Origin of the sequence: Nonomuraea sp. NPDC003709 (assembly GCF_040610775.1) — a bacterium.
Taxonomy (GTDB): Bacteria; Actinomycetota; Actinomycetes; order Streptosporangiales; family Streptosporangiaceae; genus Nonomuraea; species Nonomuraea angiospora_A.
Genome location: NZ_JBEXMW010000012.1, coordinates 1 through 26804 on the forward strand (window position 1 = coordinate 1; position 26804 = coordinate 26804).

Here is a 26804-nt window from a genome sequence, read left to right on the forward strand (position 1 = left end):
CCGGTCGGCGAGGTCGAACACCTCGCGTAATCGGTGGGAGATGTACACGACGGCGACGCCACGCTCCCTCAGCCGCCCGATCAGCCGGTAGAGCAGCTCGACCTCGTGCTCGGCGAGCGCCGCGCTGGGCTCGTCCATGACGACGAGCCGGGCGTTCACCGATAACGCCTTGACGATCTCGACGACCTGCTGCTGGGCCACCGACAGGCGCTTGACGGCGTCGCGGGGGCCGAAGGAGTGCTCGCCGAGCTCGTCGAGGAGCCGCCCGGTCGCCTGCTCCATGGCGGCCCGATCGACCAGGCCGCGCCTGACGGGCTCGCGCCCGAGGAAGACGTTCTCGGCGACGGTGCGCTCGGGCAGCAGGTTGAACTCCTGGTAGATGATCGCGATACCGGAACGCTGTGCGTCCAGGGGGTGGCCGAAGGAAACCGGCCGCCCGTCTATCTCGACGGTGCCCTCGTCCGGCGCGTGTACCCCGCAGATGATCTTCATGAGGGTGGACTTTCCGGCTCCGTTCTCGCCGACGACAGCGTGCACCTCGCCGGCCGTCACGTCCAGGTCCACTCCGGACAGCACCCGCACGCCCAGGAAGCTCTTGCCGATGCCACGCATGCTCAGCACTCGGTCCACCCCCCGGTCCGCGCCGAGGTCAGGACGGCCTCGCAGATGGCGGCGGCTCGGGCGCCGTCCGCGAACACCGGCAACCCGTCACGATGCTCGCCACGGAGCGCGGCGTAGGTGTCGGCGACGAAGGCGTCGAAGCAGTCATGGTAGCCCTGAGGGTGTCCGGCCGGGAGCGGCGAATACGGCTGGGCCGCCTCGGAAAGGATCGCCGGGTCGCGCATGAGCGTCCGCGATCCGCTGCGGTCGCCGACCCAGAGAAGCTCGGGCTGTTCCTGGTCGAACGCGAGGCTCGCCTCGGTGCCTGAGATCTCCAGGAACAGGCGGTTCTTGCGGCCCGGGGAGACCTGGCTCGTGGCGAGCGTGCCGACGGCGCCGGAGGCGGTGCGGAACTGGACGGTTGCCACGTCCTCCGTCACGACGGGTGTGTTGGTCGCCCGACTGGACTGGACAATGGCGGTCTGCGCGCAGACGCTGACGATGCGGTCGGCGGTGACGAACTCCGCCAGGTCGCACCAGTGGGAGCCGATGTCGGCGAATGTCCGGCTGGGCCCGCCGAGCTCGGGGTCCACCCGCCAGTTGTCGTCGTCCGGGCGGAGAAGCCAATCCTGGAGATAGCTTCCCTGGATCAAGCTGATCCTGCCGATGTCACCGCAGGCGACCCGCTCCCGCGCCTCCCGCACCATGGCGTGGAAGCGGTACACGAACGGCACCGTCGCGACCAGTCCCGCCTCGGCCGCCCGGCCCGCCATGAGCGCGGCGGTCATCGCGTCGCCGGCCAGCGGTTTCTCGCAGACGACGGCCAGCCCGGCCGACAGCGCTTTGAGGACGAATGGGGCGTGGAGATGGTTGGGGGTGCAGATATGCACCAGATCGATCTCGCCGGACTCGATGAGCTCGTCGCCGGAGGCGAAGACCCTGGCAGCACCCAGTCCGGCCTCCTGCGCCTTCTCTAATCGCGACCCGGCCACCCCGGCGATCGTTGCCCCGGCCATGCGCGCGGCGCGGGCATGCACCCGGCCCATGAAACCGGTGCCGACGATCCCTACACGCGGAGCATCATCCGGTTTCCGGCTTATGTCCTTCATGTTGCCGGATGCTAGATCGCACTTATGCCGACGGTCAAGCAAAAGTTGAAGTGTAAATGGCATAATGGCGCATGAGGGATCATAGAAAGTGTGCATCTCTCGACGAAATGGAGCGCTTGTTGACTGAGAGCATGCTGACCGGCGCAAGCAGCTCGGCGGCCGGAGCGGGGGCTCTGCTCTCGCTCCTGCGCGACGGGCGGGCCCGCACCCGCGCTGAGCTGGTCGAGCTCACCGGCCTGGCGCGGTCCACGGTGTCCCTCCGCCTCGACGCCTTGCTGAGTCAGCGCTGGGTGGTGCCGGCCGACGACGTGATCTCCTCTGGCGGCCGTCCGGCGACGGCGTTCGCCTTCAACAAGAGTGCGCGGATCGTACTCGCGGCTGACCTTGGTGCGACGCACGCCAGGCTCGCCGTGACCGACCTGGCGGCCACGATGGTGGCCGAGCAGGAAGTGGAGATGCCCATCGCCCGCGGTCCGGAGGCCGTGTTGACCTGGCTCGTGGACGCCTTCCGCGAGCTCCTCACCGAGTGCGACCGCCATCTCGCCGACGTGTGCGGAGTCGGCGTCGGCCTGCCGGGTCCGGTGGAGCATGACACCGGCAAGCCGGTCAACCCGCCGATCATGCCCGGCTGGGACGGTTTTCCGGTGCCCGACTGGCTCGGCACTCGGCTCGGTGTCCCTGTGCTGGTCGACAATGACGTGAACATGATGGCGTTGGGTGAATACTGGGCTGGGCGGTCCGGGGCCGAGCACCTCATCTACGTCAAGATCGGCACCGGCATCGGCTGTGGCATCATCAGCGGCCGCAGCCTGCACCGCGGTGCGCAAGGTGCGGCGGGGGACATTGGCCACATCCGGGTGCCCTCGTCCGAGGAGAACGTGGTGTGCCGCTGTGGCAACGTCGGCTGCCTGGAGGCCGTGGCGGGCGGCGCGGCGCTGGCCGCACGCCTGCACGCGGCGGGCCACGAGACCGCCGACAGCCGCGACGTCGTACGCCTGGTGCGTGCGGGCAACACCGAGGCCATCCAGCTGGTCCGGCAGGCAGGCCGGGAGGTCGGCGTCGTCCTGGCCTCCATTGTGAACTTCTTCAACCCAGCCGTGATCTTGATCGGCGGTGACCTCGCGGGAGCGGGCGAGCACCTGCTCGCCGGACTTCGAGAGGTGATTTACAGCAGGTCCCTGCCCCTCGCCACCCAGCATCTGAGCATTCGTGTCAGCGAGCTCGGCGACCGGGCGGGGGTGGTCGGCGCGGCGGTGATGATGATCGAGCACATGCTGTCGCCGGAGGCCGTGGACCAGGCGTTGTCGGCCTGACCGGCGCCAGTTAGGGCGAGAGTCGGCAGACTTATGCTTGACCGTCGATAAAAGGGCTCTTACGATCCGCGTAATCCCATACCGGTATGTCAACTCCATACCGGTATACGCGGAATGAACGGGAGCTCCTATGCGCAAGGTCGGCGTCTGGTTCATCGGAGCACGCGGATCCGTGGCGACCACCGCGACCATCGGTGCCGCCGCGGTCAGGGCGGGTGCTTTACCGGCCCAGAGCTGCGTCACCGAGTCTCCGGATTTCCCCGGAGGTCTGGTTCCGATCGCCGGCCTGATCTTCGGCGGCCACGACATCACTGAAGTCCCCTTACGGAAGCGCGCCGAACAGCTGAGCAAGGCGGGAGTGGTGCCGGCGGGCCTGCCCGGACTGCTCGACCAGGATCTCGACGCCGCCGACGCGGAGATCAGACCGGGTCATGTTCCCGGCGACAACACCCAGGCGGCAGCCGCGGGCCGCCTGGCCGACGACATCGCCGACTTCCGCGACCGGCACCGGCTCGCCCGGGTGGTCGTCGTCAACGTCTCGTCGACCGAGCCTCCCACCGCCCCACGCCCGGAGTTCCAGAGTCTGGCCGACCTCGAAGAGCGGCTCGCCGCGGGCGATGAGGTGCTGCCGACGAGCTCCCTCTACGCCTATGCGGCGTTCCGCGCCGGCTGCGGCTACGTGGAGTTCACCCCGTCGACCGGGCCTGTCCTGCCGGCCTTGGCCGAGCTCGCGGAGTTGCGGGCCGTCCCGTATGCCGGGCGCGACGGGAAGACCGGCGAGACCCTGGTCAAGAGCGCCCTGGCGCCCATGTTCGCGCAGAGGTCGCTGGGGGTCCGCTCATGGTCCGGGCTCAACCTGCTCGGAGGGGGAGACGGCGCCACCCTCGCCGACCCGGCGGCCCGGGCGAGCAAGGCGCTCTCGAAGGACCGGGCCGTCGCCGGGATCCTTGGCACGCCCGTCGAAGGAGAGACGCACATCGACTACGTCGAGGATCTTGGCGAGTGGAAGACCGCCTGGGACCATGTGACCTTCGAGGGCTTCCTCGGCGTGCGCATGAGCCTCCAGTTCACCTGGCAGGGTTGCGACTCGGCGCTCGCCGCTCCGCTCGTCCTGGATCTGGCCCGGCTGGTGGCTCGCGCGCACGAGCGCGGGCGGTACGGCGTGCTGGCAGACCTCGGCTTCTTCTTCAAGGACCCGCTGGGCGCGGATGAGCATGCGCTCGCCGCCCAGTACTCCCGGCTGCGCGCGTTCGCCGCGGACCTGGCTGGGGATGCCTCGTGAAGGCGCTGCTCGAACTGGTCCGTGCCCCCGCCGCGCTGTCGGTGCCGGGGGACATGATGGCCGGGGCCGCCGCCGCCGGGCGGAGCTCCACACCTGGCCTGGCCCTCACCTCGGTGCTCATCTACTGGGCGGGCATGGCGCTGAACGACTGGGCCGACCGCGAGGCCGACGCCGTCGAACGGCCGGAACGCCCCATCCCCTCGGGCCGGGTACGCCCGGGCACCGCGCTCGGCATCGCGGCCGGGCTGACCGGCGCGGGTCTGATCGTCGCCGCGGCGTCCGGCGGTCGCCGCGCCCTGGGCGTGGCCGGGTTACTGGCCGGTTCCGTGTGGGCGTACGACCTGGGACTCAAACGGACCCCGCTGGGACCGGCCACGATGGCGAGTTGCCGCGCACTAGACGTGCTGCTCGGCGCGGGCCCACAGGTCAGGGCCGCCGCCCCGATGGCGTTGGCGATCGGCGCCCACACCTACGGGATCAGCATCCTTGGCAGAGCCGAAGTGACCGGGGCGACGGTGAAGACAGTGCGCGGCGCGCTCGCCGCCAGCACCGCTGCGGCCGGGCTTGCGGCCGTGTCCTGCCTGCGTGACAGTCCTTCTTCGAAGGACACCGCCGCGCGGGCGAGCGCGGTCCTTCTCCTCACCGGCCATCTCGCCGCCACCATCCCGGCCCAGGCAGGGTTACGCGCCCGCCCCGACCCCGAGCAGGTACGCAAGGCCGTCCGGGCGAGCATCCTCGGCCTGATCCCCCTGCAGGCGGCGGCGGTCGCGGGCAGCGGACGGCTGCCGGCGGCAGGGGTGTTACTCGGCGCGCTGCCCGCGGGCAGGTGGCTCTCGGCCCGGATGGCCACGTCATGACCCGGACCGGCGTGAAGGCTCCGGCCCTGAACTGGGCCTATTGCACCAATGGATTTGCCGGCCATCGACTTCACGAGGCCCTCGTGATCCTGTCCGAGCTGGGCTACACGGGTGCCGCCATCACCCTGGATCACGGCCATCTGGACCCATACGCCCCCGGATTGACCGCCGAGGTGAACCGCATCGCGGGCCTGCTCGACCGGCTCGGTATGAATGCGGTCATCGAGACGGGTGGTCGCTACACCCTGGACCCCCGCCGCAAGCACCACCCCACCCTCATCAGCGAGGACGCCGAGCGCCGCGTCGGATTCCTGAGCCAGGCCGTGCGGATCGCCGCCGACCTGGGCGCTCCCGTGGTGCACCTGTGGAGCGGAGCCAAGCCCGAGGACGTGCCCGAGGAGACGGCGTGGGCCCGGCTGGCGCGCCAGTGCGAAGGGCTCCTCACCACAGCCGACCGCCTCGGCATCACACTCGGATTCGAGCCCGAACCCGGAATGCTCGTGGAAGACCTGGCCGGATTCGAGGGGCTGCGTGCCATGCTCGGCGGTCACCCTCGCTTCGGGCTCACCCTCGACATCGGGCACTGCCACTGCCTGGAGCCGGACGACGTGCCCGCATGCGTCCGGCGGGCGCTGCCGTATCTCGTGCATGTGCAGATCGAGGACATGCGCCGAGGCGTCCACGAGCACCTGCAGTTCGGCGAGGGCGAGATCGACTTCCCGCCGGTGCTCGCCGCGCTGGCCGGCTATCGGGGCCAGGTGGCCGTGGAGCTCGCCCGGCACTGCCACGCGGCACCGCAGGTCGCCCGCCGGTCGATCGATTTCCTCAGGACGGCGAGTCAGGAAGGAAGGAGACAGTATGGGCGAGATGGGGCCGCGGGCGAGGGAGTGGCTGGCGCGGGCGCTGTCGCAGGTCGAGGCTGACCACGGCGCCGTACACCTGCTCTTCCCGCAGGCCGAACGGCGGGGCGGCACCGGCGCGCGGCGCGCGCTGCTCGCGGCGCTGCACGGGGACCAGGCGACCATACGAGCGCTCTACGAGCGGGGCGACAGCGGTGAGCGGCTGACGATCCTGGCGGCCCTGCCCGAGCTCGGCCTCGGCGCGGCAGCGATCCCGCTGGTCGAGGACGCGTTGCGGACCAACGACGCGCGGCTGGTGGCCGCGGCCCTCGGGCCGTACGGCGCGCGGTGGCTCGACGACCACGCCTTCCGCCAGGGCGTGCTCAAGTGCGTCTTCATGGAGATCCCGCTGGCTTCCATCGCCGGGCTCGACCGCCGGACCGACGTCGAGCTGACCCGCATGCTGTCGGACTTCGCGACGGAGCGGCGGGCGGCCGGACGCCCGGTTCCCCACGACATCCTGGAGAGGACCTGATGCGCATCTTCGACCCGCACATCCACATGACCTCCCGGACCACGGACGACTACCAGCGGATGTACGACGCCGGGGTACGCGCCGTGGTCGAACCCGCCTTCTGGCTGGGCCAGCCGCGGACCAGCGTCGGGAGCTTTCTCGACTACTTCGACGCGCTCCTCGGCTGGGAGCCGTACCGCGCCGCGCAGTACGGCATCCACCACCACTGCGCCCTCGCGCTCAACCCGAAGGAGGCGAACGACCCGCGCTGCGCCGAGGTGCTCACCGAACTGCCGCGATACCTGCTGAAGGACTCCGTCGTCGCGGTCGGCGAGGTCGGCTACGACTCCATGACCGACGCCGAGGAGCGGGCCTTCGAGGCCCAGCTCGCGATGGCGGCGGAGAACGACCTCCCGATCCTGGTGCACACCCCCCACCGAGACAAGGTCGCGGGAACCCGCCGCAGCCTCGACGTCGTCAAGGCGGCGGGCACCCCGCCCGAACGGGTGCTCGTCGACCACCTCAACGAGCCCACCGTCGGTATGGTCGCCGATTCCGGCTGCTGGATGGGGTTTTCGATCTACCCCGACACCAAGATGGACCCCGGCCGGATGGTGGCGATCCTCAAGGAGTACGGCACCGCCAGGATGCTGGTGAACTCGGCCGCCGACTGGGGCCGCAGCGACCCGCTGAAGACCCGTGAGGTCCGCGACGCCATGCTCGCCGCCGGCTTCGGTGACGACGATGTGGACCAGGTGCTCTGGCGCAATCCGGTCGCCTTCTACGGGCAGAGCGGACGGCTCGATCTGGAGACCGGCTCACCCGACCCAGACTACGCCGGCAACACGATCAAGCGAGGCTGACCATGCGACTGCGCCACCCGGACGGCTCGACCGTGCACCTGGCTTACTGCACCAACGTGCACCCTGCCGAGGATCTCCCCGGCATCCATGGACAGCTCTCAGGTATCGCGGCGAGGGTCAGGAATCTGCTCGGCACCGAACGGCTCGGTCTCGGCCTGTGGTTGTCGCAGCACGCCGCAGCGGATCTCCTTGCCCGGCCCGGGGAGCTCGCCGGCCTGCGTGAGCGGCTGTCCGAACTTGGGATGGAGGTCGTGACCCTCAACGGGTTCCCGTACCGCGGCTTTCACGACGAGATCGTGAAGTACCGCGTGTACGCCCCTGACTGGGCCGACGCGGAGCGGCTGCGCTACACCCTGGGGCTCGCCGAGATCCTCGCCGCGCTGCTGCCGGACGACGTCACCGAGGGCACGATCTCCACGCTGCCCCTCGCCTGGCGGACCGGCTGGACGGCGGAGAAGGCGGCAGCGGTCGCGGCCAATCTCGACGCCGCCGCTCGTGGACTGCGCGATCTGGCCGATCGAACCGGCAAGACGATCCGGCTGGGCTTCGAACCAGAGCCTGGCTGCATCGTCGAGACCACCCCGCAGGCCACCCGCCTGCTCGCCGACGTCGACCGCGACCACCTTGGCGTATGCCTTGACGCCTGCCACCTGGCCGTGGGCTTCGAGGAAGCCGCCGCGGCAGCCGGCCTCGGACTCCCCATCGTCAAGCTTCAGGCTTCGTGCGCCCTGGAGGCACCACCCGGCAGCCAGGACACGCTGAAGGCGTTCGACGAGCCCCGCTTCCTGCACCAGACGCGCTCGCCGAGCGGATTCACCGACGATCTGGGCGAGGCGCTGGCCGGCGGGCTGCCCATGGGGGAGCGCTGGCGGGTGCACTTCCACGTACCGCTGCACGCCGCACCACCGCCACCGCTCACCACCACCGCGCCCTACCTGCGGGAAGTGCTGGATGCCCTGCTCGGCGGCCCCGCCCCGCTCACCCGGCACATCGAGGTGGAGACCTACACCTGGAACGTGCTCCCCGGCGCACCGCCGGACCTCGCCGAAGGCATCGCCGCCGAACTCGACTGGACCCGGCGGCAGTTGGCCGCGCTCGGTCTGAAGGAGCTGTGATGGCGCCACTGGTCGTGATCAACGTCGTCGGGCTCACCCCGCGCCTGCTGGCACACATGCTCAACGTGGCGAAAGTGGGCCCGGCCGCCGGCCTCCGCCCGATCCTTCCGGCCGTCACCTGCTCGATGCAGGCCACCCTGCTCACCGGCGCGCCACCGCGCGAGCACGGCATCGTGGGCAACGGCTGGTACTTCCGCGACCTCGGCGAGGTGCTCCTGTGGCGCCAGCACAACGCGCTCATCCAGGGAGACCAACTGTGGAGCGCCGCGCCCGGCCTGCGCACCGCCAACGTCTGCTGGTGGTACGCGATGGGCGCCGCGACCGACCTGCTCGTCACCCCGCGCCCCATCTACCACGCCGACGGCCGCAAGTCGCCCGACTGCTACACCCGCCCGGCCTCACTCCACGACGACCTCGAGGCGGCGCTGGGACCGTTCCCCCTGTTCACCTACTGGGGCCCGAACGCCGGGATCGCCTCCTCCGAATGGATCATCGCTGCGGCCCGCCGCATCCTGGCCCGCGAACGGCCGGATCTGCTGCTGGTCTACGTGCCTCACCTCGACTACGACCTGCAGCGGTACGGCCCCGCCGGTCCCGAGGCGATCGCCGCGGCCCGCGCCGTCGACGCCGCGCTGGCCCCGCTCCTAGAAGAGGACGCAGAGGTGGTGGTGCTGTCGGAATACGGCATCACGCCGGCCTCCCGCCCAGTGGACATCAACCGGGCGCTGCGCACCGCAGGCCTGCTGGCGGTCTACACCCAGGCCGGGATGGAGTACCTAGACCCGTGGACCTCCCGTGCCTTCGCCGTCGCCGACCACCAGGTGGCCCACGTGTACGTACGTGACCCTGCCGACCTCGACCGTGTTCGCGACGTCATCGCCGCCCTGCCCGGCGTGGACGAGGTGCTCGACCAGACAGGCAAAGCGAAGTACGGCCTCGACCACGAACGCGCGGGGGAACTCGTCGCGGTGGCCGAGCCCGACGCCTGGTTCACGTACTACTACTGGCTCTCCGACGATCGGGCGCCGGACTTCGCGCGGCTGGTGGACATCCACCGCAAGCCCGGCTACGACCCGGCCGAGCTGTTCATGGACCCCCGGGACCCGTTCGTCAAGCTCCGCGCTGCGGCAGCGCTGGCCAGGAAGAAGCTGGGGTTTCGCTACACGATGTCCGTCGTGCCGCTGGACCCCTCGCCGGTCCGCGGCAGCCACGGCCGCCTACCCGACGATCCCGCCGACGGCCCCGTCCTCATCGGCCCATTCGACGGCGACGCCTACGCGGCGACCGAGGTCAAGGACCTTCTCACCACCCTGAGCCGCCGCTAACCGCCCGCCGCGCCCGGCCAGCGTGATTGGACTGGAAGGCCTGCCAACCCTGCCACTGCAGTGCCCTCTTGTAGCGACTTCCCCAGAAAAATCTCCAAGCCGCGTAATTCGCATCGTTGGATCGACTCCTTCCTGGCGAAAGGAGCTCCAATGAACAGAATCAGATTGCTCCTCCCGCTGTCGTTGCTGTTGTCGATGCTGGCGGGAGTGCTGACCGTACCGTGGTCCACCTCGGCGGTGGCGGCTTCGCGATCGCGGTTCGCCTGCGACGCAGCGGATTCGCCGGACAAGGGATGGGTGTTGCCGATCTACGTCTATCAGCCAGAGCAGGACAAGTACGACGCCGATCTGGGCGCCCTGTTGAATGCCATCTGGGAGACGGACCAGACCTTCGACGCCAGCGCTCAACCGTTCGAGATCTCCCGGAGAATCCGGTTCCTGCAGGATGGCGACTGCCGTCCCGTGGTGGCGAAGCTGCCCTTTGTCAAGGGCCGCAACCGGGCGGAGATGAGCAAGGCGCTCGGGGAGAACCTCGCCGCCCAGCCGGCCCTGGTACGCAAGCTCTGGCCTACCAATCGTGTCAAGCCGCTGTTCTTCGTCAGGGACAACGACATCACCAACTCGTGCACGGGTGGCGGTGCCGACGCCGGACTCAGCAATGGTGGCGCCATCCTGCCTCGCTGGTGCTGGGGCGAAGCCGGGCTCACCCACGAGCTGCTGCACACCTTCGGGCTTTCGCACTGCAACGACGATCCCAAGAACGGTAACGACCCGCTCTGCCGCAATTCGGGCAGCAAGCCGGAGTGCAAGAGCGACGCCGCGTCGAACTATCACCTCGACTCGTGCCGGATCGACGAGTTCCGCTATTTCGAGCCGACCCCGGTCAAGCAGCCGCCGCTGGCGAAGAACAGGAATGTCGCGTTCAGCCCGTACCTGATCCAGGATCAGCCGAGCCCGGTGTGGAACCTCCGCATCAAAGTGGTCGATAACGGCAAGTGTCTCGACGGCAGCGGGCAGCAGGTGGTGCAGGGCTCGTGTACGGACGCCAAGAACCAGACCTGGCAGCGGAGCATCGACGCCGACGGCTATCTGACGATCCGCAACGCCGGAACCGGCCAGTGCCTGAAGATGGCCGCCACGGTGACGATCGAGAAGTGCGTGGAGAAGGAACGGTCGCAGCAGTGGCTGCCCCAGGCGGAGCAGGAGCGGACGAGCTTCGTCAGCCGGGCCGGTGGACGCCTGTCCATCAAGGACAAGAACGACGGAGCTCCGGCGGTGCGCGACGGCGGAGGCAGCTTCGTGGCCGAATTGCTCGGCGGCACCACAGCCGCGCCGACCCCGGCCAAGAACCCGGAGGCAACCACGACTCCCACTCCGACCCGGACGCCTGAACCCTCCGCGGCTCCGACGGCGGTCCCTGAACCGCTCCCGTCGGCTGGGCAGCAGGCACGGACCGCCAGCTTCAAGAGCTCGTATGGGACCTGCCTGACCGCCACCCGCTCACAGGCGAGCCTAGGGGCGTGCCGGACGAAGTGGCGCGTCGTACCGGTCGTCCGCGGGGCCGTGCAACTGCGATACAGCAGCCGCTGCCTGGCTCTCGGCGCGGCCCGCCAGGGTAAACGCGCTGTCGTCCTCACCACCTGCCGCGGCACTGCCAAAAGCCAGCACTGGCTGCTGGAATCCCAGCAGGACGGCACGGTGACGGTGAAGAGCGCGACCACAAGAGCTACCCGGCTCGTCGGTCTCCCCGTCGGCAAGTCGGCTCGCGTGTATGCCAAGGCGGCGTACACGAAGAACGCGCTGAGGTTCGTGATCAGGTAGGTGACGGAGGCCGCCATCGAGGACACCGCCCTGACCCGCATGGTCAGGGCGGGAGACAGCCGCGCCGTCGCCGAGCTCCATGAGCGGCACCACGCGGCTGTCCTCGCTCTTGCCCGCCGTCTGTGTCCAGACCCGCAGACGGCGGAGGATCTCGCCAGTGAGGCGTTCACCCGCACCCTCCGGACCGTCCGCTCTGGTACGGCCGGTCCCGAGGGGCCGTGGCGTCCCTATCTGTATGCAGTGGTTCGCAACACGGCGGCCGAGTGGGCCCGCTCCGATCAGCGGCTGGTCCTGACCTCTGAGTTCAGGGAAGATGCGCTGACGGTGGAGGCGCCGGAACTGCCCGATGACCTGGTGAGCCGCGCCTATCGTTCCCTGCCGCCACGCTGGCAGACCGTGCTGTGGCACACATTGATCGAGGAGGAAACGCCCGAAAAGGTCGCCAAGATCCTCGGCATCACGACCGGCAACGTGAACGTGCTGGCCTTCCGCGCCCGCGAGGGGTTGCGCAAGGCTTATCTGGCCGCGCACATGGCGGGTGCTTCCCCTGAATGCCGCGAGTTCGCCGAGCCGCTGGCCGCCGCCGTACGCAAGAAGAAGGGGCGGCTTCCGCGGTCGCTGCGCGCGCATCTCGAGTCCTGCCCCAGTTGCACGCGGGCCTACGGCGAGCTGCTCGATCTCAACACCAGGCTGCGGGCCGCGCTGCTGATCGTCGCTCTGCCCCTTGCCATGGGCAAGGCGAAGGGTGGCACCGCCGGAGGAGTGGGCTGGGTGACGCCCGCGTTGATCACGACGGCGATCGCGGCCACCGCAGTGGTTGTGCTGGTGGCCCTGCCACCGGATCCCTCAAATCCGTCCCCATCTCCACCCGCGGCCCAACCGACACTGAGGAATTCCCCCGAGCCAAAGCCCACCTCCAAGCCCAAGAGGACCCGGAGATCCACGCCGACACCCACCCGGAAGCCCACTCCGAGGGCGGTCCCTGGCACCCGGATCTCCTACGTCGGCCGTTGCATCGGTGTGATCAGCGGCCGGATCGCGACGCCGCGCTGCACCGACGCGCGGACAGCCTGGCGCAACAAGGGAGACCCTCAAGGGTTCCAGCTCGTCAACATCGTCAGCGGACTGTGTCTGACTGCGGGGGAGAAGTACGACGACGTCGCCTTCAACGGGGGCGGCATGCGTGCGGTCCGGCTCTCGCGCTGCTCCGACGCCTCCGCCCAGCGCTGGCACACACCCACCTTCTCCGATGGGGTACCGCGTCTGATCAGCGTGTCCTCCGGCATGTCGCTCTCGATCGGCAAGGAGTTCGCCGGCAAACGCCCGCCGACGGCGTTCATTCTGTATGGCGCTTACACGGGATCTCTCGACCAGCGAATCACTCTCGTGTCCACTCGCGGATGATCGTGATCTATTCCTTGTCGCATCCATACCGGCGATGCTCTCCCATCACCGGCTCATCGAAGCGTCCAGGGTTTCCCTGGTCCAACGGGCCAGGGAGAGCCGTGCTCGTGGTGTGCTCTCGTGTCCCGCGAAGGCCGTCCTGCTGGATCACAGGGAGCGCCCGGTAGTAAACGTCTTGAGACGATCGTTGAGCGCGAACCGGCTGGGTGATGAAGCCGCGGGCTCCTCCATCTACATGTAGTGCCAGCGTGCTGCGGGGGCAGGATTCATTCGTGCGACCCCACCTACGTTGATCAATTGGGGTGTCAGCCGTGCTCGGTGCGTGCTCGCACGCCCCGGCAGGCCCCGTCAGGACCCGGCACCGCCTGACACGCAAAACGCGCTGAGGTGGCACGAACCATCACCCGACGGCACGACGCGACACAAAAGGATCTTGCTTCTAATCCGACGGTCGCAGGTTCGAATCCTGCAGGGCGCGCTTCTCCACCTGCGGGAACTCGCACCGCGGTCACGCTCGATGGTGGCGTGGGGCAAATGTGAGGCAAGCTGGGTCACGTGCTGAGCTCCCGCCTGAGCTTGGACGCCGCTCTCAGCACCAGCCTCGCCGTCTCTTGGGCAGCTTTGTGGGCCACCTTCGGCAGCACCGAGACATACGTATCGGCGGTCAGCACAATGCTGGCGTGCCCCAGCATCGCCTGCACCACCTTCAGATCGGTGTGCGCGGCCAGCGCCAGCGTGGCGGCGCCATGGCGCAGATCGTGCAGCCGGACCGGTGGCAAGCCTGAGGCGGCCACCAGCCGGCGGAATCGGCCGGTGAGGTAGTCCGGCCGCAGAGCCGCACCCGTCGCGGTGGTGAACACCTATCCCGAGTCCTGCCAGCGTGTGCCCGCCATCGCGCTCAGCTCCTCTTGCCGCTCGCGGTGCCGGGTCAGCATCCGCACGGTCTGCGCGTCCAGGGCCACCACCCGGTAGCTGGCGGCGCTTTTCGGCAGGCCGACCACGACCTGGTCGTCGGCGTGTACTCGCTGCTGGGCCACCGTCAGTTCCGCGGCGTGCAGGTCGACGTTCGTCCAGCGTAGCCCGGCCGGCTCACCGCGGCGCAGCCCGCGCAGCGCGGCCGGCCACCAGGCGGCGTACAGGCGGTCCTGCGCGATGTCGGTCAGGAAGGCCGCGAGTTGTTGTTCGGTCCAGACTGCCACTGCCGGACGTTCTCCTGTTTGCTGCCAGCGCGCGGTCCGTCCGGCGGTCCAGACGACTGGATGCGGTCGGCGGGGGTGGGGGAGTTCGGCTCCGTTGGCAGGGTTGACCGGGATCAGCCGGGCACGCACCGCCGCGTTCAGCGCGGTCCGCAAGGTGGCGTGGATTCGCACCACGGTAGCGGGCGACAGTCGGCGACCGGTCGGCGAGGGACGGGACGTGAGCGTCGCGAGCAGTTCGTTGACGTCGCGGGAGGTGAGTTGGTGGAGCAGGATCCGTCCCAACTGTGGGATGAGGTAGAGACGGATGTGCGTGGCGTAGCCCTGCCGGGTCGACGGACGCAGGGCGTCCTTGGGGGCCGGCCAGCGTGCCGGCCACTGTCCGAGGGTGCATCCGGCCCCTGCGCCGTCGCGGTCGGCAGCGGCCAGGGCTCGGCCTGCCGCTTGCGCTTCCTCGGGGTCGGCGTAGCCACCTTGGCGGACGCGCTGTCGCTGCCCGTCCAGGTCGCGTACCTGGACCGCGAAATACCGGCTGCCGTGATCGTCATCTACCGGCAGACGCGGACACGTGACGCTTCGCTGACGTCCTGTTTCCGCATCCACGCAGCCGCATCGCCTGCTGACCTGCACACGTGTCTTTGCCATCTGCCCCACCTCCTCCACGGTGTGCGACGACAGACGCGCCGGCTAGGACTTGCACTCGATCAGGGACGACCTCAGGGCGAGTGGCTGAAATACGTGGGGCTCGACGAACCGGCCCCGTCGTGAACGCGCCGTCACGTCGCCGGATGCAGGACTGTGACGAGGGTCTGCCGGGTGTGGGAGGGGCTTGCCGCCTTACACCAGCGGCGGCGTGCTCGGCTGGCCCAGGCAGGCCACGCCCTGTGCGACGGCCACCCGGACCTCACCGCTGCGAACCACCCAGACGACCGGCCCAAGCCCACATCGCCGGCAACCCGACCCGCCTGATCTCGCTGCGCCGAGTACGGTGCGCACCCTGCTCGTGTGGCTGGTCACCAACGTCACCCGAGCAATCGCCGCCGCGGTGACCCTGTGGTGAGCGCGCAGGTGCGCCTGAGGCCGAACGGAGGAGGCAGGGACTGGTTCCGCTCTGCGCGAAGCCAGCGGAATTCGACAGCGCTGTCTACCTATGGTGTGGAGTATGGCCTCCTCCATCCCGCAGCCATCTTCCATCTCGCCGCTACGTCCAGCGATCGATCGGACCGCCCTCAAGCCCTCTCCGGCTCGCGAGCCGCTGTGGCGGCAGGTGCTCGGTGAGTGTCTGAGGGGCCTTCGTCAACAGCGAGGCGAGAAGTTGAGTGAGACGGCGGGTCGCGCCGGAGTCTCGCCGCAATATCTCTCCGAGATGGAAAGAGGCGTCAAAGAGCCGTCGAGTGAAATGATCGCCGCGGTCGCCGGCGCGCTGGATGTGACCCTGGTCGATCTGACTCTTGCTGTCGCAGAGAGTTTGCGGTCTGCTCAGCCCAGCGGGTCGAGGGGTGCTGTCTGCTCGGCGGCGTATGCTCTGGCCGCTTAGCGGCTTGCCGGGGTTGTTCGCGGGCCTATGAGTGCTCCTCGATGATCTGATCGAGGAGCCCGTACTCCAAGGCCGCGGTCGCGGTGAACACGCGATCGTGATCGGTGTCGGCGCGTAGGGTCTCGATCGTCTGGCCGGTGTGCCGTGACAGGATGCGCTCGATGTCTGCCCGGACTCGTACAACCTCGTCGGCCTGCAAGATGAGGTCGGGGATCGTTCCGCGCCCCTGAGCGGCTGGTTGGTGCAGGATCACGCGTGCGTGGGGGAGAGCGGCACGTTTTCCCTCGGCACCCGCGGCGAGAAGGACGGCACCGACCGCGACGGCTTGTCCGACGCAGGTTGTCGAAACCCGCGGGCGGATATGGCGCATGGTGTCGTATATCGCGAGCATCGCACTCGGATCACCACCTTCGCAGTTGATATAGAACTGTATTTCGGCATCGGGGTTGTCCGACTCCAGAAAAATCAGCTGCGCGATGAGCGCGTTGGCGACGCCCGCGTCGATCGCGGTGCCCAGATAAACGATTCGCTCGGTGAGCAGGTGCGAGTAGACATCCATGATCCGCTCGCCTCGAGGATTCTGCGCGATGACGTTCGGTATCGTATATGTGGTCACTTGCCGACTCCTTCGGTGACGCCGAATCCGGGCCGCGGGCGATTGTGAGGCGCGACTTCGTCAAAGGTCTGCACGATCGCATCTATGAAACCGTAGTCGAGCGCCTCTTGCGCTGTGTACCAACGATCGTGCAGAGAATCCTCGAATATGCGCTCGACGGGCTGGCCCGTGTCCTCGGCGATAAGACCGAGCACCGTGTCACGAGTATGCCGGAGGTCGCCGGCCTGCAGTTCGATGTCGACCGCGGTGCCACCGATTCCCGCCGAGCCCTGGTGCATCAGGACGCGTGCGTGCGGCAGGGCACGGCGCTTGCCTCGGGCCCCCGACGACAGCAGGAATTGCCCGGCGCTGTAAGCGATGCCCAGCACGAGGGTCGATACGTCACAGGGAATGAGGCGAATGATGTCGCGAATCGCCAGCATCGAGGGGACCGAGCCGCCCGGGGAGTGAATCCACAATGCGATATCGGTCGACGCGTCCTGGGTGGCGAGTGCTATCAGTTGCGTGGCCAGCAGTGTCCCATTGTCGTCGTCGAGAGGGCCGTCGAGAACGAGAACACGCTGCTCGTAAAGCTCGCGTCTCATCCGCTGGTTGAACAGGGGAAGTTTCGATTCTTCGCTCATGCGTCCATCATGTGAGGCGATTCGCATCGGCGTCGACACGATCCGCCTGCGGCAGATCTGCTCTGAGCAGCGTGACCTCCTGAGCAGGGGCATATGGTCACGCTCCGCAGGGCACTCGGGTCGGCTTCAGGGCGCATCTGGTCAGGAGCCGGTTTCCGGATGGGCACCTGAGCATTCGCTCGGCATGGACAGCGGATCGAGTGTCGCCAGTCACTACTCGGGGCAGAGGATGGCGTCCCCCGTCCTGGAGGCGAGCGGGTCGATGGCGGGATCGCGGTGGGCGCTGGCCAGGGTGAGGGACATGATGAGCTGGACCCGCCCCGTCCCGCGAGCCGAAGGTGGGGGTGGTGAAGCCGGGCGAGTTGCTCTTGACGGCCTTGTACTCACCCTGGCTCTCGCACACCTCGAGGGTGGGTAGCGGGGATCCGTGGGCGGTCGGCCGGCGTTGAGACCCTTTAGTTCCTCCTTCGTCAGCAATTCGTACGTGTCCAGCGCTCCCGGTGAAAGGCGCTGAGGTCGTCGGCGGTGGAGATCACGCCTCCGGCGGCGTAGCCGTCAGCTCGGCGAATGCCCTCCGTACGTCTCCGGTGAGGAGCCGATGGTCGCGCCCGCTGGTGCAGATACGCGTCGACGGGCCGGGCACGGTGCACCTGCCAACGGGACGACGGTCGAGGTCGAGAACGACGGGGCACCCGAGCTGGCCGACCTCATCGTGGTGCCCGGCAGCGGGCCCGGCGCCAACACGGGCGTTCCCGCCGAGATCGCCCGCGGCACGCTGCCGAAGGCGCTGGCCTGTACCGCTTCAGAATCCGTCGCGGGGTGCTTGACCTGCGGATCGACCTGAGGTGGCGGCTCGGTCCAGGATCAGTTCCCGTGCCTCTCCGTCTCCTCTATCTGCTCATGATCCAGGTGTTCGGCTTGCTGATGCTCCTGGGACGTGGTCAGGCGTCCAAAGACATGGAAATCATGGTGCTCCGGCATGAGCTGGCTGTGCTGCGGCGTCAGGTCGTCCGGCCGAAGCCCAACTGGGCCGATCGAGCGGTCCTGGCTGTCCCTCCGACCAGCAGGTATCACAGAACGTGATCGTGGGTAACGACCGCTTGGAACATTGAGTGGCTGAGAGGGATGGCCTTGTTTGACGGTCGCTGGATGCACGGTGTGCTGGCTGCGCTGGTCCCGCTGGGGCTGACCGCGGGCCAGCCCGGCCCGTCCGGGTCTCCGGCGCGGGAGAAACCCCCGGTCGTGCTGTTCCCCGCGTTCCATTTCACCAAGCTCCAGGCGACCGTACGCGACCAGACCACGGCGCCGGGCTGCCCGCGCTCTGGCACCTTCCAGGACTGGTTCCGCAACGACCGGCCGAGCAGGTTCAGCCAGATCTGCCGAGACCGGCTGCTCACCCTGCGCTACCGCGACGATCCGTCGCTGCCGATGCCGGGGCGTTTCGCCGAGCAACCGGGCGTCACCGTCGAGATCATGGAATACGGCCGCACGGACAGCGCACCCTACTACGAGGCTCTCTACCGCAGGCTGGAGACCGCCGGGTATGTCCGCGACCGGGACATCCGGGTCGCCGGGTACGACGCCCGGCTCACCCCCGACATGGGCGGCTTCTTCGAGCGCACCCGCCGGCTCATCGAGGACACCTACCGCGACAACGGCGAGCGGCCGGTGCACCTGGTCGGCCACTCCAACGGGCCGCTGTATGCCCAATACCTGCTCACCCACACCAGCCAGGCATGGCGAGACCGCTACATCCACGGCTTCACCCCGATCGCGGGCAACATGCCGGGGCAGGGCCTGATGTACTCCCTGATGTTCACCGGGCAGAACATCCAGGACTTCGGCTACCCCACGACCAGACAGAACGCGCGGAGCAGCGCGCGGATGTACCAGAGCGCCCCCTCGACCTACATGAGTGCGGCCGACCCGGCGGTCTTCGGCGACCGTGAGGTCGTCATTCGCGACTCCTCGACGGACCGCTCCTACACGCCTCGCGACTATCCGCGCCTGTTCGCCGACGCGGGGCTGCCGACGGCCGGGAAGATCGCCGCGTACTACATCGGCTTCGTCCGGTTCGCCGATCCGGGGTCGTTCCCCGACGTGGACGTCTACGGGGAGAAGGGGTCCGGCCTGCCCACGGTCGTCGGGGCCCGGCTGGCGAACCTGTCCACCGGCCAGATCGCCGACCCCGGTGGCTTCCTGCGGCGCGACGGCGACGGTAACCAGGAGGACATCACCAACAACGCCATCCTGGCCTGGCGGGCCATGCACTGCCATCACTTCAGCCTGACAGACAATCCCGGCGTGGAGCACGGCGCGCTGCCCAACGATCCCGCCCTGCTCGACCGCCTGGTCACCGTCCTGGGCCGACCGCGTACCCGCTGCCGGTAGCCGGCTGCTGCGGGGGGGCCGAGTTCGCGTATCTGTCGGTCTGCGGCACGGGCCAAGCCGGGCACCGGCTGCCCGATGAGGCCCTGCATATCGGCGCCGCGTTCCACCTCGCGGGATTCGCCGACGTGGTGGCCTGCTTGTGGCCACTCTCGGACGACTTCGCCGTACGGGCCGCTGAGGCGTTCTACCGGCAGGCCGCGGCACGCGGCCGTTCCGGGGCAGAGGCCCTGCATGACGCCTTGCACGAGCTGCGATCCGCTGCCCCCCGGCATCTGGCGGGGCTGCTGCACTTCGGCCGGGCAGCCGAAAGCGCTACACCGAGCCGGCCGCCTTGAAACGGTGCGAGCCGATGCTCCAGGTGAACCGCGCGGCCGCAGGTCGAACGCGCCGATCACCTGGTGCAGGGGTGAATGTGTTGCGACCCAGGAAGTGCCCGGCCAGGGTGTCATCGTGCGATGGCCAGGCCTCCTTGCGCACAATGGCCCGCCGCTCTGATCACGCAGCAAAACCCCAGCTCACAGCGCGAAGCCGTGTTTGCGAGCGGGACAGGCGCAGGGCGAGAATCTCGATGTCCTTGTCTCGATCGCCTATGGGCAGCAGCCGCAGTGCGGCGAAGGTGCTTGTGACGATGAGGTAGGCGAGGCGAAGGAGCACGGCTGATCATCATGCCGCACGCGTTTGCCTCTCCTGGTGGCCGGAGCTCGCGCACGCCACGCGAAGCCCTCACATGGCCATGACGTGGGCGGATGTAGTTATCGGCAGACGCAGAGTTGGCCAGGGTGAACTGGCGCAACGGTCCGTCCCCGGGGTGTGACGTGCCACGGTTGATGTCGCTGTCTCTGCCACGCTCGTGTCATGCCGGCTCGGCAGTTGGTTGATGCGCGGGTAGACGTTGTGGCGATGCCGGGCTCGGCCTCGGCATCGTCCATCCGTCTGTCGACGTGGATATCGTGATCGCCATGACACCCCGAACCGGCGAATCACCTCAACTGGCCGCACTCCGCAGTCTGCTGGGCGAAGAAAAGCCGCCCTCACCGTCCCGCGCCTGGCGGGCGATACGTGAGCTGGTCGTCATGGATTACGGCATCGGCACCACCGCCGCGACCGAACTCGCCGCCGACTTCGCCGTGATAGCGGAACCGCCAACGGACAGGCTGCTCAAACTGTGGCCGGCCGCTACCGACCGCGGCGAATTCGCTCGACTCCTCCTCGCTCCCGCCTTCGCCCGCGAGCAGCGCACCGACCTCGACCTCGGCAGGAAACACACATTGGAGGGTGTGGGCCACCTGACGACGCTCCGCCGCCTGCGGATCTCGCGCCGCAAGGACATCACGGTCCTGGACGAGCTCGCCGCCCTCGGCAACCTCGTCCATCTCGATCTCGACCAATGCCCTGAGATCTCCGACCTGGCCCCGATCGCCGGCCTCACCGAGCTGACCACAGTCAACCTGGCCGGCTGCCGCACAGTCACCGACCTCGCCCCGCTCAAGGCTCTCACCGGCCTCGAAAGTCTCGATCTGTCCAGGACCGGCATCAGCCATCTCGCCGACCTAACGGAACTCGCCGCTCTCGCCGAACTGAACGTCTCTCGATGCGTCCGTCTGGAAGACCTCGAAGGGCTCGGCGATAAACCGGCCTTGACTACCCTGAAGATCGAGGGATGCGCCCGGCTCACGTCCCTGCGGGGCCTCGGCACGCTTCCCGGGATCACCCGCCTCAGCCTGACGGGCTGCGACAAGCTGACCGACCTACGAGGGATCGCCGGCCTCACCGGGCTGGAAGGGCTGGTGATCTCCGGGTGCGCCGGCCTCGCCTCGCTCGAAGGCGTCGAACAGCTGCCGTCGCTCCGGTGGGTCTCGATCGTCGACAGCCCCGAGGTGCGCGATCTCTCGCCTCTGTCCGCCGTGCCCGCGCTGCGTAAGCTCCTCCTCTCCGGGCAACCTGTCACCGACGCCTCCTCACTCCCTCGCTCGGCATCGCTGAACGAGCTCACCATCCGCCACTGTGACATCCTGGACAACCTCGACGGGCTTGGCGACCTGCCCGCACTGTCCGATCTGTGGTTGGACGGATGCGGCGGGCTGCGCACGCCAGGAACCGGCCACGATCTCCCGTCGCTGCGCCAGCTGACCCTGTGGGGCAGCCCCGCGCTGGAAGACCTCGGCGGCATAGCCGATCTCCCAGCACTCACCAAGCTGTCGTTGTTGAGACTCCCGGACGACCTCGACCCCGCAGGCCTGCGCGGCCGAGCACCGTTCAAGGAGATCGGCACCCATCGCGACCACGATCCCCGATGGCAGGCCGCCATCTCGCAGGCGCTCGGCAAGAAGGTGCGGATGGTCAACGGCTGGCTCGAAGTCCTGAACGAACCGCTGGATGCTTGACGCCGACCGGCCCTCACGCCGCATCGCCCGCATCCCCGCCGCAGCCCGGCTGTCCATCAGCCTGGTCGCAGACGAGGCCCAGGCCCCGGAAGAAGCGGAGACCGGTGCCGCGTTCGTCTACCCCACCGGCGACGACAGGCGCCCTCGGGCTCAGAGGCAGCGGTGGCTACCCGCTCAAAGCTCCCCGTGTCAGCAGGTGACTCTGATCTCGTTGGAGAACTTGAACACGGCATCGCCGCTGAGTTTCCGCATCACGTGGCTGGTGCGCCAGGTGTGCTTGCCCGTGCCCTTGTAAAAGTAGGAGATCGGTACATCACGCCGCTTCCGCGCACCGTTACCTCGGGCCCCATGGGCTCCCACCCATACCAGCGCTTGCGCTGGATCTGCAGCCAACTGTCGCCGTTGCCGCAGTTCAGCTTGCTGCCGAACCCCTTGGTGTAGTTGCCGGATTGCTGGTGAGCCCGATGTGTACTTCGCAGCCTGCGGCGGCCGCCTGGGCCGGGGCTGACGCGACCCTGGCGAAAGGCAGGGTGGCGGCGGCGGGGCCTGCGGCCAGGGCGAGCGCGGCGATCCGCCTCACGTGTCTGATCATCGAAAGGATACCTTCCCTTGCTGTCGGGGATCGGTCCAGGCCAGTTCACAGCGCCAGGCTCCCGCGCGTCACCCTGTTCCAGCCTGGTCTGGAACACCCAGGCCACAGCCTCGCTCCCAGCACCGTCGACAGGGCGGTGATCGCTTGGTGATCCGCACCACGGAGTATGCGGGCATGACCGGGGGAACCTTGAGGATCGTCTTTACCGGTGAGGATCTGGCCCGGGTGCGCATCGCCTCGCGCATTGATGAGCTGTGGGAAATGGCGATGGGCCTGCACGTGCTGCAAAGACCCGGCGGCAGCGAGGACATGACCGGCTGGCGGCGGCAGGCAGGCGCTGACCTGGCCGAGATGGGCCCGCCGACGCCGGTACGGCGGACGCTGATGCCGATCAAGGCCTACTTCCCCGACTTCCTGACCCCGCACCACGCCCAGGCCGGACGGCAGAACGGCATCGACGCGCTGGCCGACACCCCGCCCTCCCGGGTGCGCCGCGAAGTGGACCAATTGCGCCGGCACACAGCCCTGCCCGCCACCCTCGACGACCTCGCCCGCGGCAACCAGCGCGCCATCACCGGCCTGGCCAGCCTGGCCGTCCGCTACTGCCAGACCGCCTTCGCCCCCCATCGCACCACGATGGAGCACGCACGGGGCCGCGAACGCGCCCGCCTGACCCGCGTGCTCACCGACCATGGCGTGGAGGCGATGCTCGCCGGACGCTTCGAGTGGCGCTCCTTCGACGGCGTGTGATGGGACGCCGTCAACGCGGCCACCGTGGTCAACGACACCGGCGACAACCTGATGATCAATCAGAAGGGCGCCGCCAAGGAGGCGTACCCGCTCGATCTCCGGCTCAAGCCGGAGCTGCAGGCGCTGGTGAACGCGGTCGACGTCACAGAACTGACCGGCCGTTAATTCGACCGCAGGAACTCGCGAGTGCCCCGTGGTCTGCCATGGCCACCGTCTTGAGGCGACCGTGCAGCGCGTACCGGTGGGTGTTAAGGCCGCGGAATCCTCCACAGGTCGGAAGATAACTTGCCTATGGGGGCGCCTGACGGAGCGTTCGGATGTTGGAGCACGTGCCGAGCACGGCGCCCGTCATCTATACGTAGTGCCGGAGTGTTTTGGGGTACAGGTTTCCTTGTGTGGCACCACCGGCAATGATCACATTAGGGCGTCCGGCGTGCTCGGTGCGAGCTCGTCCGCCCCGTCACACGCCGTCAGGACCCGGCACCGCCTAACACGCGAAGTACGCTGGGGCGGGACGAACCATCATCCAACGTCGCTGCGCGACACTAAAAGATCTTGCTTCAAATCCGATGGCCGCAGTGCTCGCAACTCCGATATCTGCGCTTTCGAGACGAGTCGAGACGAAGTTTGATCTAGTTTTTACGTTCGATCGCGTTGGTGGCCAACACTTGATTTATCGAAATCAGCGCGTCGCCAATGATTTGCTAAACATGTACAGAATACCTTGTCTCAAACGTCGCTAGGGCTCGCGCACGAATTCTGGGGACTTCGACTACTTAATCCGATGGTCAGACTCTCAGAGGTGAGTTTCCCCGGCTGCACCGGCCGGGTCAGATCATAGCCCTGGACACCACGGCGCCGCCGGGCAAGGTGCGGGAGAAACCTCACGCTGGCAACGCGTACAGGATGCTGTTCGCGCTGCCGACGTACACCATGCCGTTGGACACTACTGCGGTGGACTCGCCGAAGCCGCCGGTCTCGAAGCTCCACCGGAGGGCGCCGGATACGGCGTCCAGCGCATGAAGCGTCCCGTCGCGGCCGCCAACGTATAGGGTGCCCCTTTCCACCGCAGGGTGGGAGCCGACACCGCCTCTCACGTGGAAGCTCCAGCGGGTCGCTCCCGAGGAGGCGTCCAGTGCGTACACCTTGCTGTCGGCGCCGCTGACATACGTGACTCCCCGGGCCGCCGCGAGGTACCACTCGTAGTCCTGGCCGCCGTGTCCGGCCCGGAACTTCCACAGTCGCTTGCCGGTGGCCGCGTCCAGGGCATACGTCATCCCGTTCGTGCCGCCGAGGTGAACGATGCCGTTCGCCACCACGAGCCGGTCGAAGATGCGCGAGCCGAGCCGTGAACTCCATCGGGCCGTGCCGGTGGCGGCGTCCAGCGCGTACACCTTGCCGTCCGTACTGAAGGCGTAGACGACTCTGCCTGCCACCACCAGTTCCATACGGGCCTGGGGGTCAACGGGCCGGAACCTCCACCGCTGAGCGCCCGACCGGGCGTCCAGGGCGTACACCATGCCGTGGTCGCCGCCGACGTAGACGACTCCACCGGCCACCACCGGGCCGAAGGGGACGACACCCGGGATCAGGCGGTGTTCGAGGACGGTACGGGCGGGCCGGAACCGCCACTGCTCCTTGCCGGTGCCGGCGTCCAGCGCGACGACTTCCGAGTCGTCCGTCGAGATGTACACCCTGCGCTCCGCCGCCACGGGGCCGAGGCTCGCACCGGTCCGGCGGATCCACAATTTCCCGCCGCCGGCGGCGTCGAGCGCCACCGTCTTGCCGGCGGCGTTGATCGCGTAAACGACCCCGCCCGTCACCGCCAGTTCGTCGCTGATGGACTCGCCGGTCTGGAAACTCCATCGGGCCGTGCCGGTGGTGGCGTCCAGCGCGTACACCTTGCCGTCGTCGCTGCCGACGTAGACGACGCCATGGACCACCACCGGCCTGGTCGCGATCGCTGAGTCCGTCGGGTAGCTCCAGCGACCGGTGTTCGCGGGCGGCGTGGCGCGGACGCCCGGCCGGTACCGGGTCAGCAGGTTGTCCCGCAGTCGCGTGGAGAGCAGCCGCACCGCCAGCCGCGAGGAGGAGTGCAGCGTGGCCACGACAGGGCCCACAGTCAGGATCGTCCCGCCGCTATCTCCGTTCGGCCCGGTCACACCGTAGGTGAGGAAACCCGGGCCTTCGGTGCTGGGGTCGAAGCGGGCGGGCGGCAGGGCGCTGCTGTTCTTGACATCGTCCGCCTCGGCGGCGAACAGCTTGCGGGCGACCGTGTTCGACGGGGAGACCCAGTCCACTGAAAGCGAGATCACCGCGGCATCGTCCCTGGACGGTACCCAGTTACACTGCGGGGGTTTGGGTAACCTCGTCCCCGCCCGGTCGTTTCCCAGGGGCACGGCACGGTAGCCGTCCCCGACGGTTCGTAGGTCGCGTTCGGTCAGCAGGGCGCAAGCGTCCGGCCAGGCCTGCGGTGCGATGCCGCCGAACACGGCGGGACCGGTGGGCAGCCCGCGCACCAGGGTGTACGCACTGATCCACTCGGTCTTGGCGATGTCGCTGTAGACGAATGCCATGCTCCGGGTCGCTCCGGCAAGGGACGCGAACTCGTAAGGTATGTCGATGGGCAGTCCGCCGAGGTGGCCGGTGACGGTGTCCAGAGACAGCAAGTACGCGGGCATCGGCCACTTGCTGTGCAGAACGAGCTCCCCCTCCTCGCCCACAGTGGGGTTTGACCCAGCGAACAGGGGCAGACTCCAACGGCTGGAGTCGGTGACCTCGACGGCTTCCCGAACGGTGGACAACAACCTGCCGTCCGCCGCATAGAAGAGCGCGTCGCTGCCTCCCCAGACGTAGACGTATCCGTCCGCGCCGCTCTCGATGTCCATATCAGGAGGGCTGCCCAGCTCCGGTTCGTCGTCGCCAGGCGAGCCGTCGACCGGCGGGGGGAAGGAGGACAGCCGGCGCGTCCATTCGTAGCGCAGCGAATGCGGATCCAAAGAGGCGAGTTGGAACCGAGTCTCCAAGCAATAGCTCAAAAGCATCACCGAACGGACCGTGGCGGCGCCCCGCACGTGGCAGCGTCGTGGGTGAGTCATCCGCGCGGTGGTCGCCCCGGTCCGCGGATCGAGGGCGTGGATGGCAAGGGGCTCGAACGAGCGCTCGACGACCACGATGCCGCGCTCGGTCGCCATGATCCGAGGGCCGTCGTATAGGCCGGCGTCCTGCGTTGGGGACTGCAGGGAGACGATGATCGTGCGCTGCCACAGCTTGACGCCCGTGAGCAGGTCGTAGCCGGACAGAGTGTGGCCGGCGGCGACTCGCGTCCCCCGCGACACGACGAGCGTCCCGGTCACGATCCAGACGCCGCTCACGGATGAGGGAAGCCCTGAGGCGGCCGGGATGGTGCGCATCAGCGTGCCCGTACGCGGATCGTGAACCGTCACGCTGCCCTGCCGGCTCGCCACGGCGACCGCCCGATCCGACACGGCGATGAGTGGGGTCGCGAAATCAAGGGTCGGCGTCCCGCCGATATCCAGGTCGACGGGCATCGACCATGTCGCACGCCACTCGACGGGCACGATCGAGAGTCGCGGGGCGTCCGCTGCCACGGTCGAGCAGGCCACCACGACCATCGCGAGCAGGACGGCGACCGTGCGACGCCGCGGCACGG

Annotated in this window: 25 protein-coding genes; 17 read left to right on the forward strand and 8 right to left on the reverse strand. The window is 68.4% G+C overall.

Translation table 11 applies throughout. From position 1 onward, the window contains the following. Both ABZX61_RS32475 and ABZX61_RS32480 read right to left on the reverse strand, forming a co-directional pair. Positions 1 to 612: ATP-binding cassette domain-containing protein (locus ABZX61_RS32475; protein ID WP_355200218.1), on the reverse strand; the 612-nt coding region annotated here is incomplete at its 3' end. Positions 613 to 614: 2 nt separating this feature from the next. Continuing rightward, on the reverse strand, positions 615 to 1709 hold the full coding sequence (locus tag ABZX61_RS32480) for a Gfo/Idh/MocA family oxidoreductase (RefSeq protein ID WP_355199948.1): 1095 nt from the start codon (positions 1707 to 1709) through the stop codon (positions 615 to 617). 131 nt (positions 1710 to 1840) lie between these two features. Here ABZX61_RS32480 and ABZX61_RS32485 point away from each other — a divergent pair, with 131 nt between their 5' ends. The 10 genes from ABZX61_RS32485 to ABZX61_RS32530 all read left to right on the forward strand — a co-directional run bounded on the left by ABZX61_RS32485 (position 1841) and on the right by ABZX61_RS32530 (position 13042). Continuing rightward, complete coding sequence (locus tag ABZX61_RS32485) at positions 1841 to 3022, forward strand: ROK family protein (protein WP_355200219.1); 1182 nt, start codon at positions 1841 to 1843, stop codon at positions 3020 to 3022. 130 nt (positions 3023 to 3152) lie between these two features. Further along, positions 3153 to 4304 (forward strand): inositol-3-phosphate synthase, encoded by a 1152-nt coding sequence (locus tag ABZX61_RS32490; RefSeq protein ID WP_355199949.1) that lies wholly within the window; start codon positions 3153 to 3155, stop codon positions 4302 to 4304. Continuing rightward, complete coding sequence (locus tag ABZX61_RS32495; RefSeq protein WP_355199950.1) at positions 4301 to 5161, forward strand: SCO3242 family prenyltransferase; 861 nt, start codon at positions 4301 to 4303, stop codon at positions 5159 to 5161. The genes ABZX61_RS32490 and ABZX61_RS32495 overlap by 4 nt, the downstream gene beginning before the upstream one ends. A gap of 83 nt (positions 5162 to 5244) precedes the next feature. Next, positions 5245 to 6084, forward strand: a complete 840-nt coding sequence (locus ABZX61_RS32500; protein WP_355199951.1) for a sugar phosphate isomerase/epimerase family protein — start codon at positions 5245 to 5247, stop codon at positions 6082 to 6084. After that, positions 6020 to 6535 carry an EboA domain-containing protein gene (locus ABZX61_RS32505; protein WP_355199952.1) on the forward strand — a complete coding sequence of 172 codons (516 nt, stop codon included), beginning with the start codon at positions 6020 to 6022 and terminating at the stop codon, positions 6533 to 6535. The genes ABZX61_RS32500 and ABZX61_RS32505 overlap by 65 nt, the downstream gene beginning before the upstream one ends. Beyond that, positions 6535 to 7377, forward strand: coding sequence for a TatD family hydrolase (locus ABZX61_RS32510; RefSeq protein ID WP_355199953.1), 843 nt, complete (start codon positions 6535 to 6537; stop codon positions 7375 to 7377). Before ABZX61_RS32505 ends, ABZX61_RS32510 begins: the two co-directional genes overlap by 1 nt. A gap of 2 nt (positions 7378 to 7379) precedes the next feature. Next, on the forward strand, positions 7380 to 8492 hold the full coding sequence (gene eboE / locus ABZX61_RS32515; protein ID WP_355199954.1) for a metabolite traffic protein EboE: 1113 nt from the start codon (positions 7380 to 7382) through the stop codon (positions 8490 to 8492). Then, positions 8492 to 9817, forward strand: a complete 1326-nt coding sequence (locus ABZX61_RS32520; protein ID WP_355199955.1) for a nucleotide pyrophosphatase/phosphodiesterase family protein — start codon at positions 8492 to 8494, stop codon at positions 9815 to 9817. The genes eboE and ABZX61_RS32520 overlap by 1 nt, the downstream gene beginning before the upstream one ends. A gap of 150 nt (positions 9818 to 9967) precedes the next feature. Beyond that, positions 9968 to 11638 (forward strand): RICIN domain-containing protein, encoded by a 1671-nt coding sequence (locus tag ABZX61_RS32525; RefSeq protein ID WP_355199956.1) that lies wholly within the window; start codon positions 9968 to 9970, stop codon positions 11636 to 11638. Continuing rightward, positions 11639 to 13042: a sigma-70 family RNA polymerase sigma factor gene (locus ABZX61_RS32530; RefSeq protein ID WP_355199957.1), complete on the forward strand. Its 1404-nt coding sequence runs from the start codon at positions 11639 to 11641 to the stop codon at positions 13040 to 13042. Between the two features lie 551 nt (positions 13043 to 13593). Here ABZX61_RS32530 and ABZX61_RS32535 read toward each other — a convergent pair. Together ABZX61_RS32535 and ABZX61_RS32540 are read right to left on the reverse strand one after the other, a co-directional pair. Further along, positions 13594 to 13902, reverse strand: a complete 309-nt coding sequence (locus ABZX61_RS32535; protein ID WP_355199958.1) for a tyrosine-type recombinase/integrase — start codon at positions 13900 to 13902, stop codon at positions 13594 to 13596. Next, a complete protein-coding gene (locus ABZX61_RS32540) occupies positions 13903 to 14883 on the reverse strand; it encodes a site-specific integrase (protein ID WP_355199959.1) in 981 nt (326 codons plus the stop codon). 517 nt (positions 14884 to 15400) lie between these two features. On the opposite strand from ABZX61_RS32540, the gene ABZX61_RS32545 reads away from it, so the two are divergent. Continuing rightward, a complete protein-coding gene (locus ABZX61_RS32545; protein ID WP_350727265.1) occupies positions 15401 to 15775 on the forward strand; it encodes a helix-turn-helix transcriptional regulator in 375 nt (124 codons plus the stop codon). A 25-nt stretch (positions 15776 to 15800) separates the two neighbouring features. Here the strand turns inward: ABZX61_RS32545 and ABZX61_RS32550 are convergent, their stop codons facing one another. Further along, the gene (locus ABZX61_RS32550; RefSeq protein WP_192787173.1) at positions 15801 to 16391 is read right to left on the reverse strand and encodes an ATP-dependent Clp protease proteolytic subunit; all 591 of its coding nucleotides are present in this window, start codon (positions 16389 to 16391) and stop codon (positions 15801 to 15803) included. Further along, the gene (locus ABZX61_RS32555) at positions 16388 to 17014 is read right to left on the reverse strand and encodes an ATP-dependent Clp protease proteolytic subunit (protein ID WP_355199960.1); all 627 of its coding nucleotides are present in this window, start codon (positions 17012 to 17014) and stop codon (positions 16388 to 16390) included. Before ABZX61_RS32555 ends, ABZX61_RS32550 begins: the two co-directional genes overlap by 4 nt. Positions 17015 to 17612: 598 nt before the next feature. Here ABZX61_RS32555 and ABZX61_RS32560 point away from each other — a divergent pair. The 3 genes from ABZX61_RS32560 to ABZX61_RS32570 all read left to right on the forward strand — a co-directional run bounded on the left by ABZX61_RS32560 (position 17613) and on the right by ABZX61_RS32570 (position 19740). Then, positions 17613 to 17858, forward strand: a complete 246-nt coding sequence (locus tag ABZX61_RS32560; protein WP_355199961.1) for a hypothetical protein — start codon at positions 17613 to 17615, stop codon at positions 17856 to 17858. Positions 17859 to 18163: 305 nt separating this feature from the next. Continuing rightward, a complete protein-coding gene (locus ABZX61_RS32565) occupies positions 18164 to 19405 on the forward strand; it encodes a hypothetical protein (RefSeq protein WP_355199962.1) in 1242 nt (413 codons plus the stop codon). Then, a complete protein-coding gene (locus ABZX61_RS32570) occupies positions 19396 to 19740 on the forward strand; it encodes a CHAT domain-containing protein (protein ID WP_355200220.1) in 345 nt (114 codons plus the stop codon). Before ABZX61_RS32565 ends, ABZX61_RS32570 begins: the two co-directional genes overlap by 10 nt. 160 nt (positions 19741 to 19900) lie before the next feature. Here ABZX61_RS32570 and ABZX61_RS32575 read toward each other — a convergent pair whose 3' ends face one another. After that, entirely contained in the window at positions 19901 to 20059 is a 159-nt protein-coding gene (locus ABZX61_RS32575; protein ID WP_355199963.1) for a hypothetical protein, read from the reverse strand. Between the two features lie 287 nt (positions 20060 to 20346). Between ABZX61_RS32575 and ABZX61_RS32580 the strand changes: the two genes are divergently transcribed. From ABZX61_RS32580 to ABZX61_RS32590, 3 genes are all read left to right on the forward strand, one after another. Beyond that, positions 20347 to 21789, forward strand: a complete 1443-nt coding sequence (locus ABZX61_RS32580; RefSeq protein ID WP_355199964.1) for a hypothetical protein — start codon at positions 20347 to 20349, stop codon at positions 21787 to 21789. 766 nt (positions 21790 to 22555) lie between these two features. Next, positions 22556 to 23131, forward strand: coding sequence for a hypothetical protein (locus ABZX61_RS32585; protein WP_355199965.1), 576 nt, complete (start codon positions 22556 to 22558; stop codon positions 23129 to 23131). A gap of 24 nt (positions 23132 to 23155) precedes the next feature. Then, positions 23156 to 23296: a hypothetical protein gene (locus ABZX61_RS32590; RefSeq protein ID WP_355199966.1), complete on the forward strand. Its 141-nt coding sequence runs from the start codon at positions 23156 to 23158 to the stop codon at positions 23294 to 23296. A 719-nt stretch (positions 23297 to 24015) separates the two neighbouring features. Here ABZX61_RS32590 and ABZX61_RS32595 read toward each other — a convergent pair. Then, a complete protein-coding gene (locus ABZX61_RS32595; RefSeq protein ID WP_355199967.1) occupies positions 24016 to 26802 on the reverse strand; it encodes a PQQ-binding-like beta-propeller repeat protein in 2787 nt (928 codons plus the stop codon). Positions 26803 to 26804: the final 2 nt, after the last annotated feature.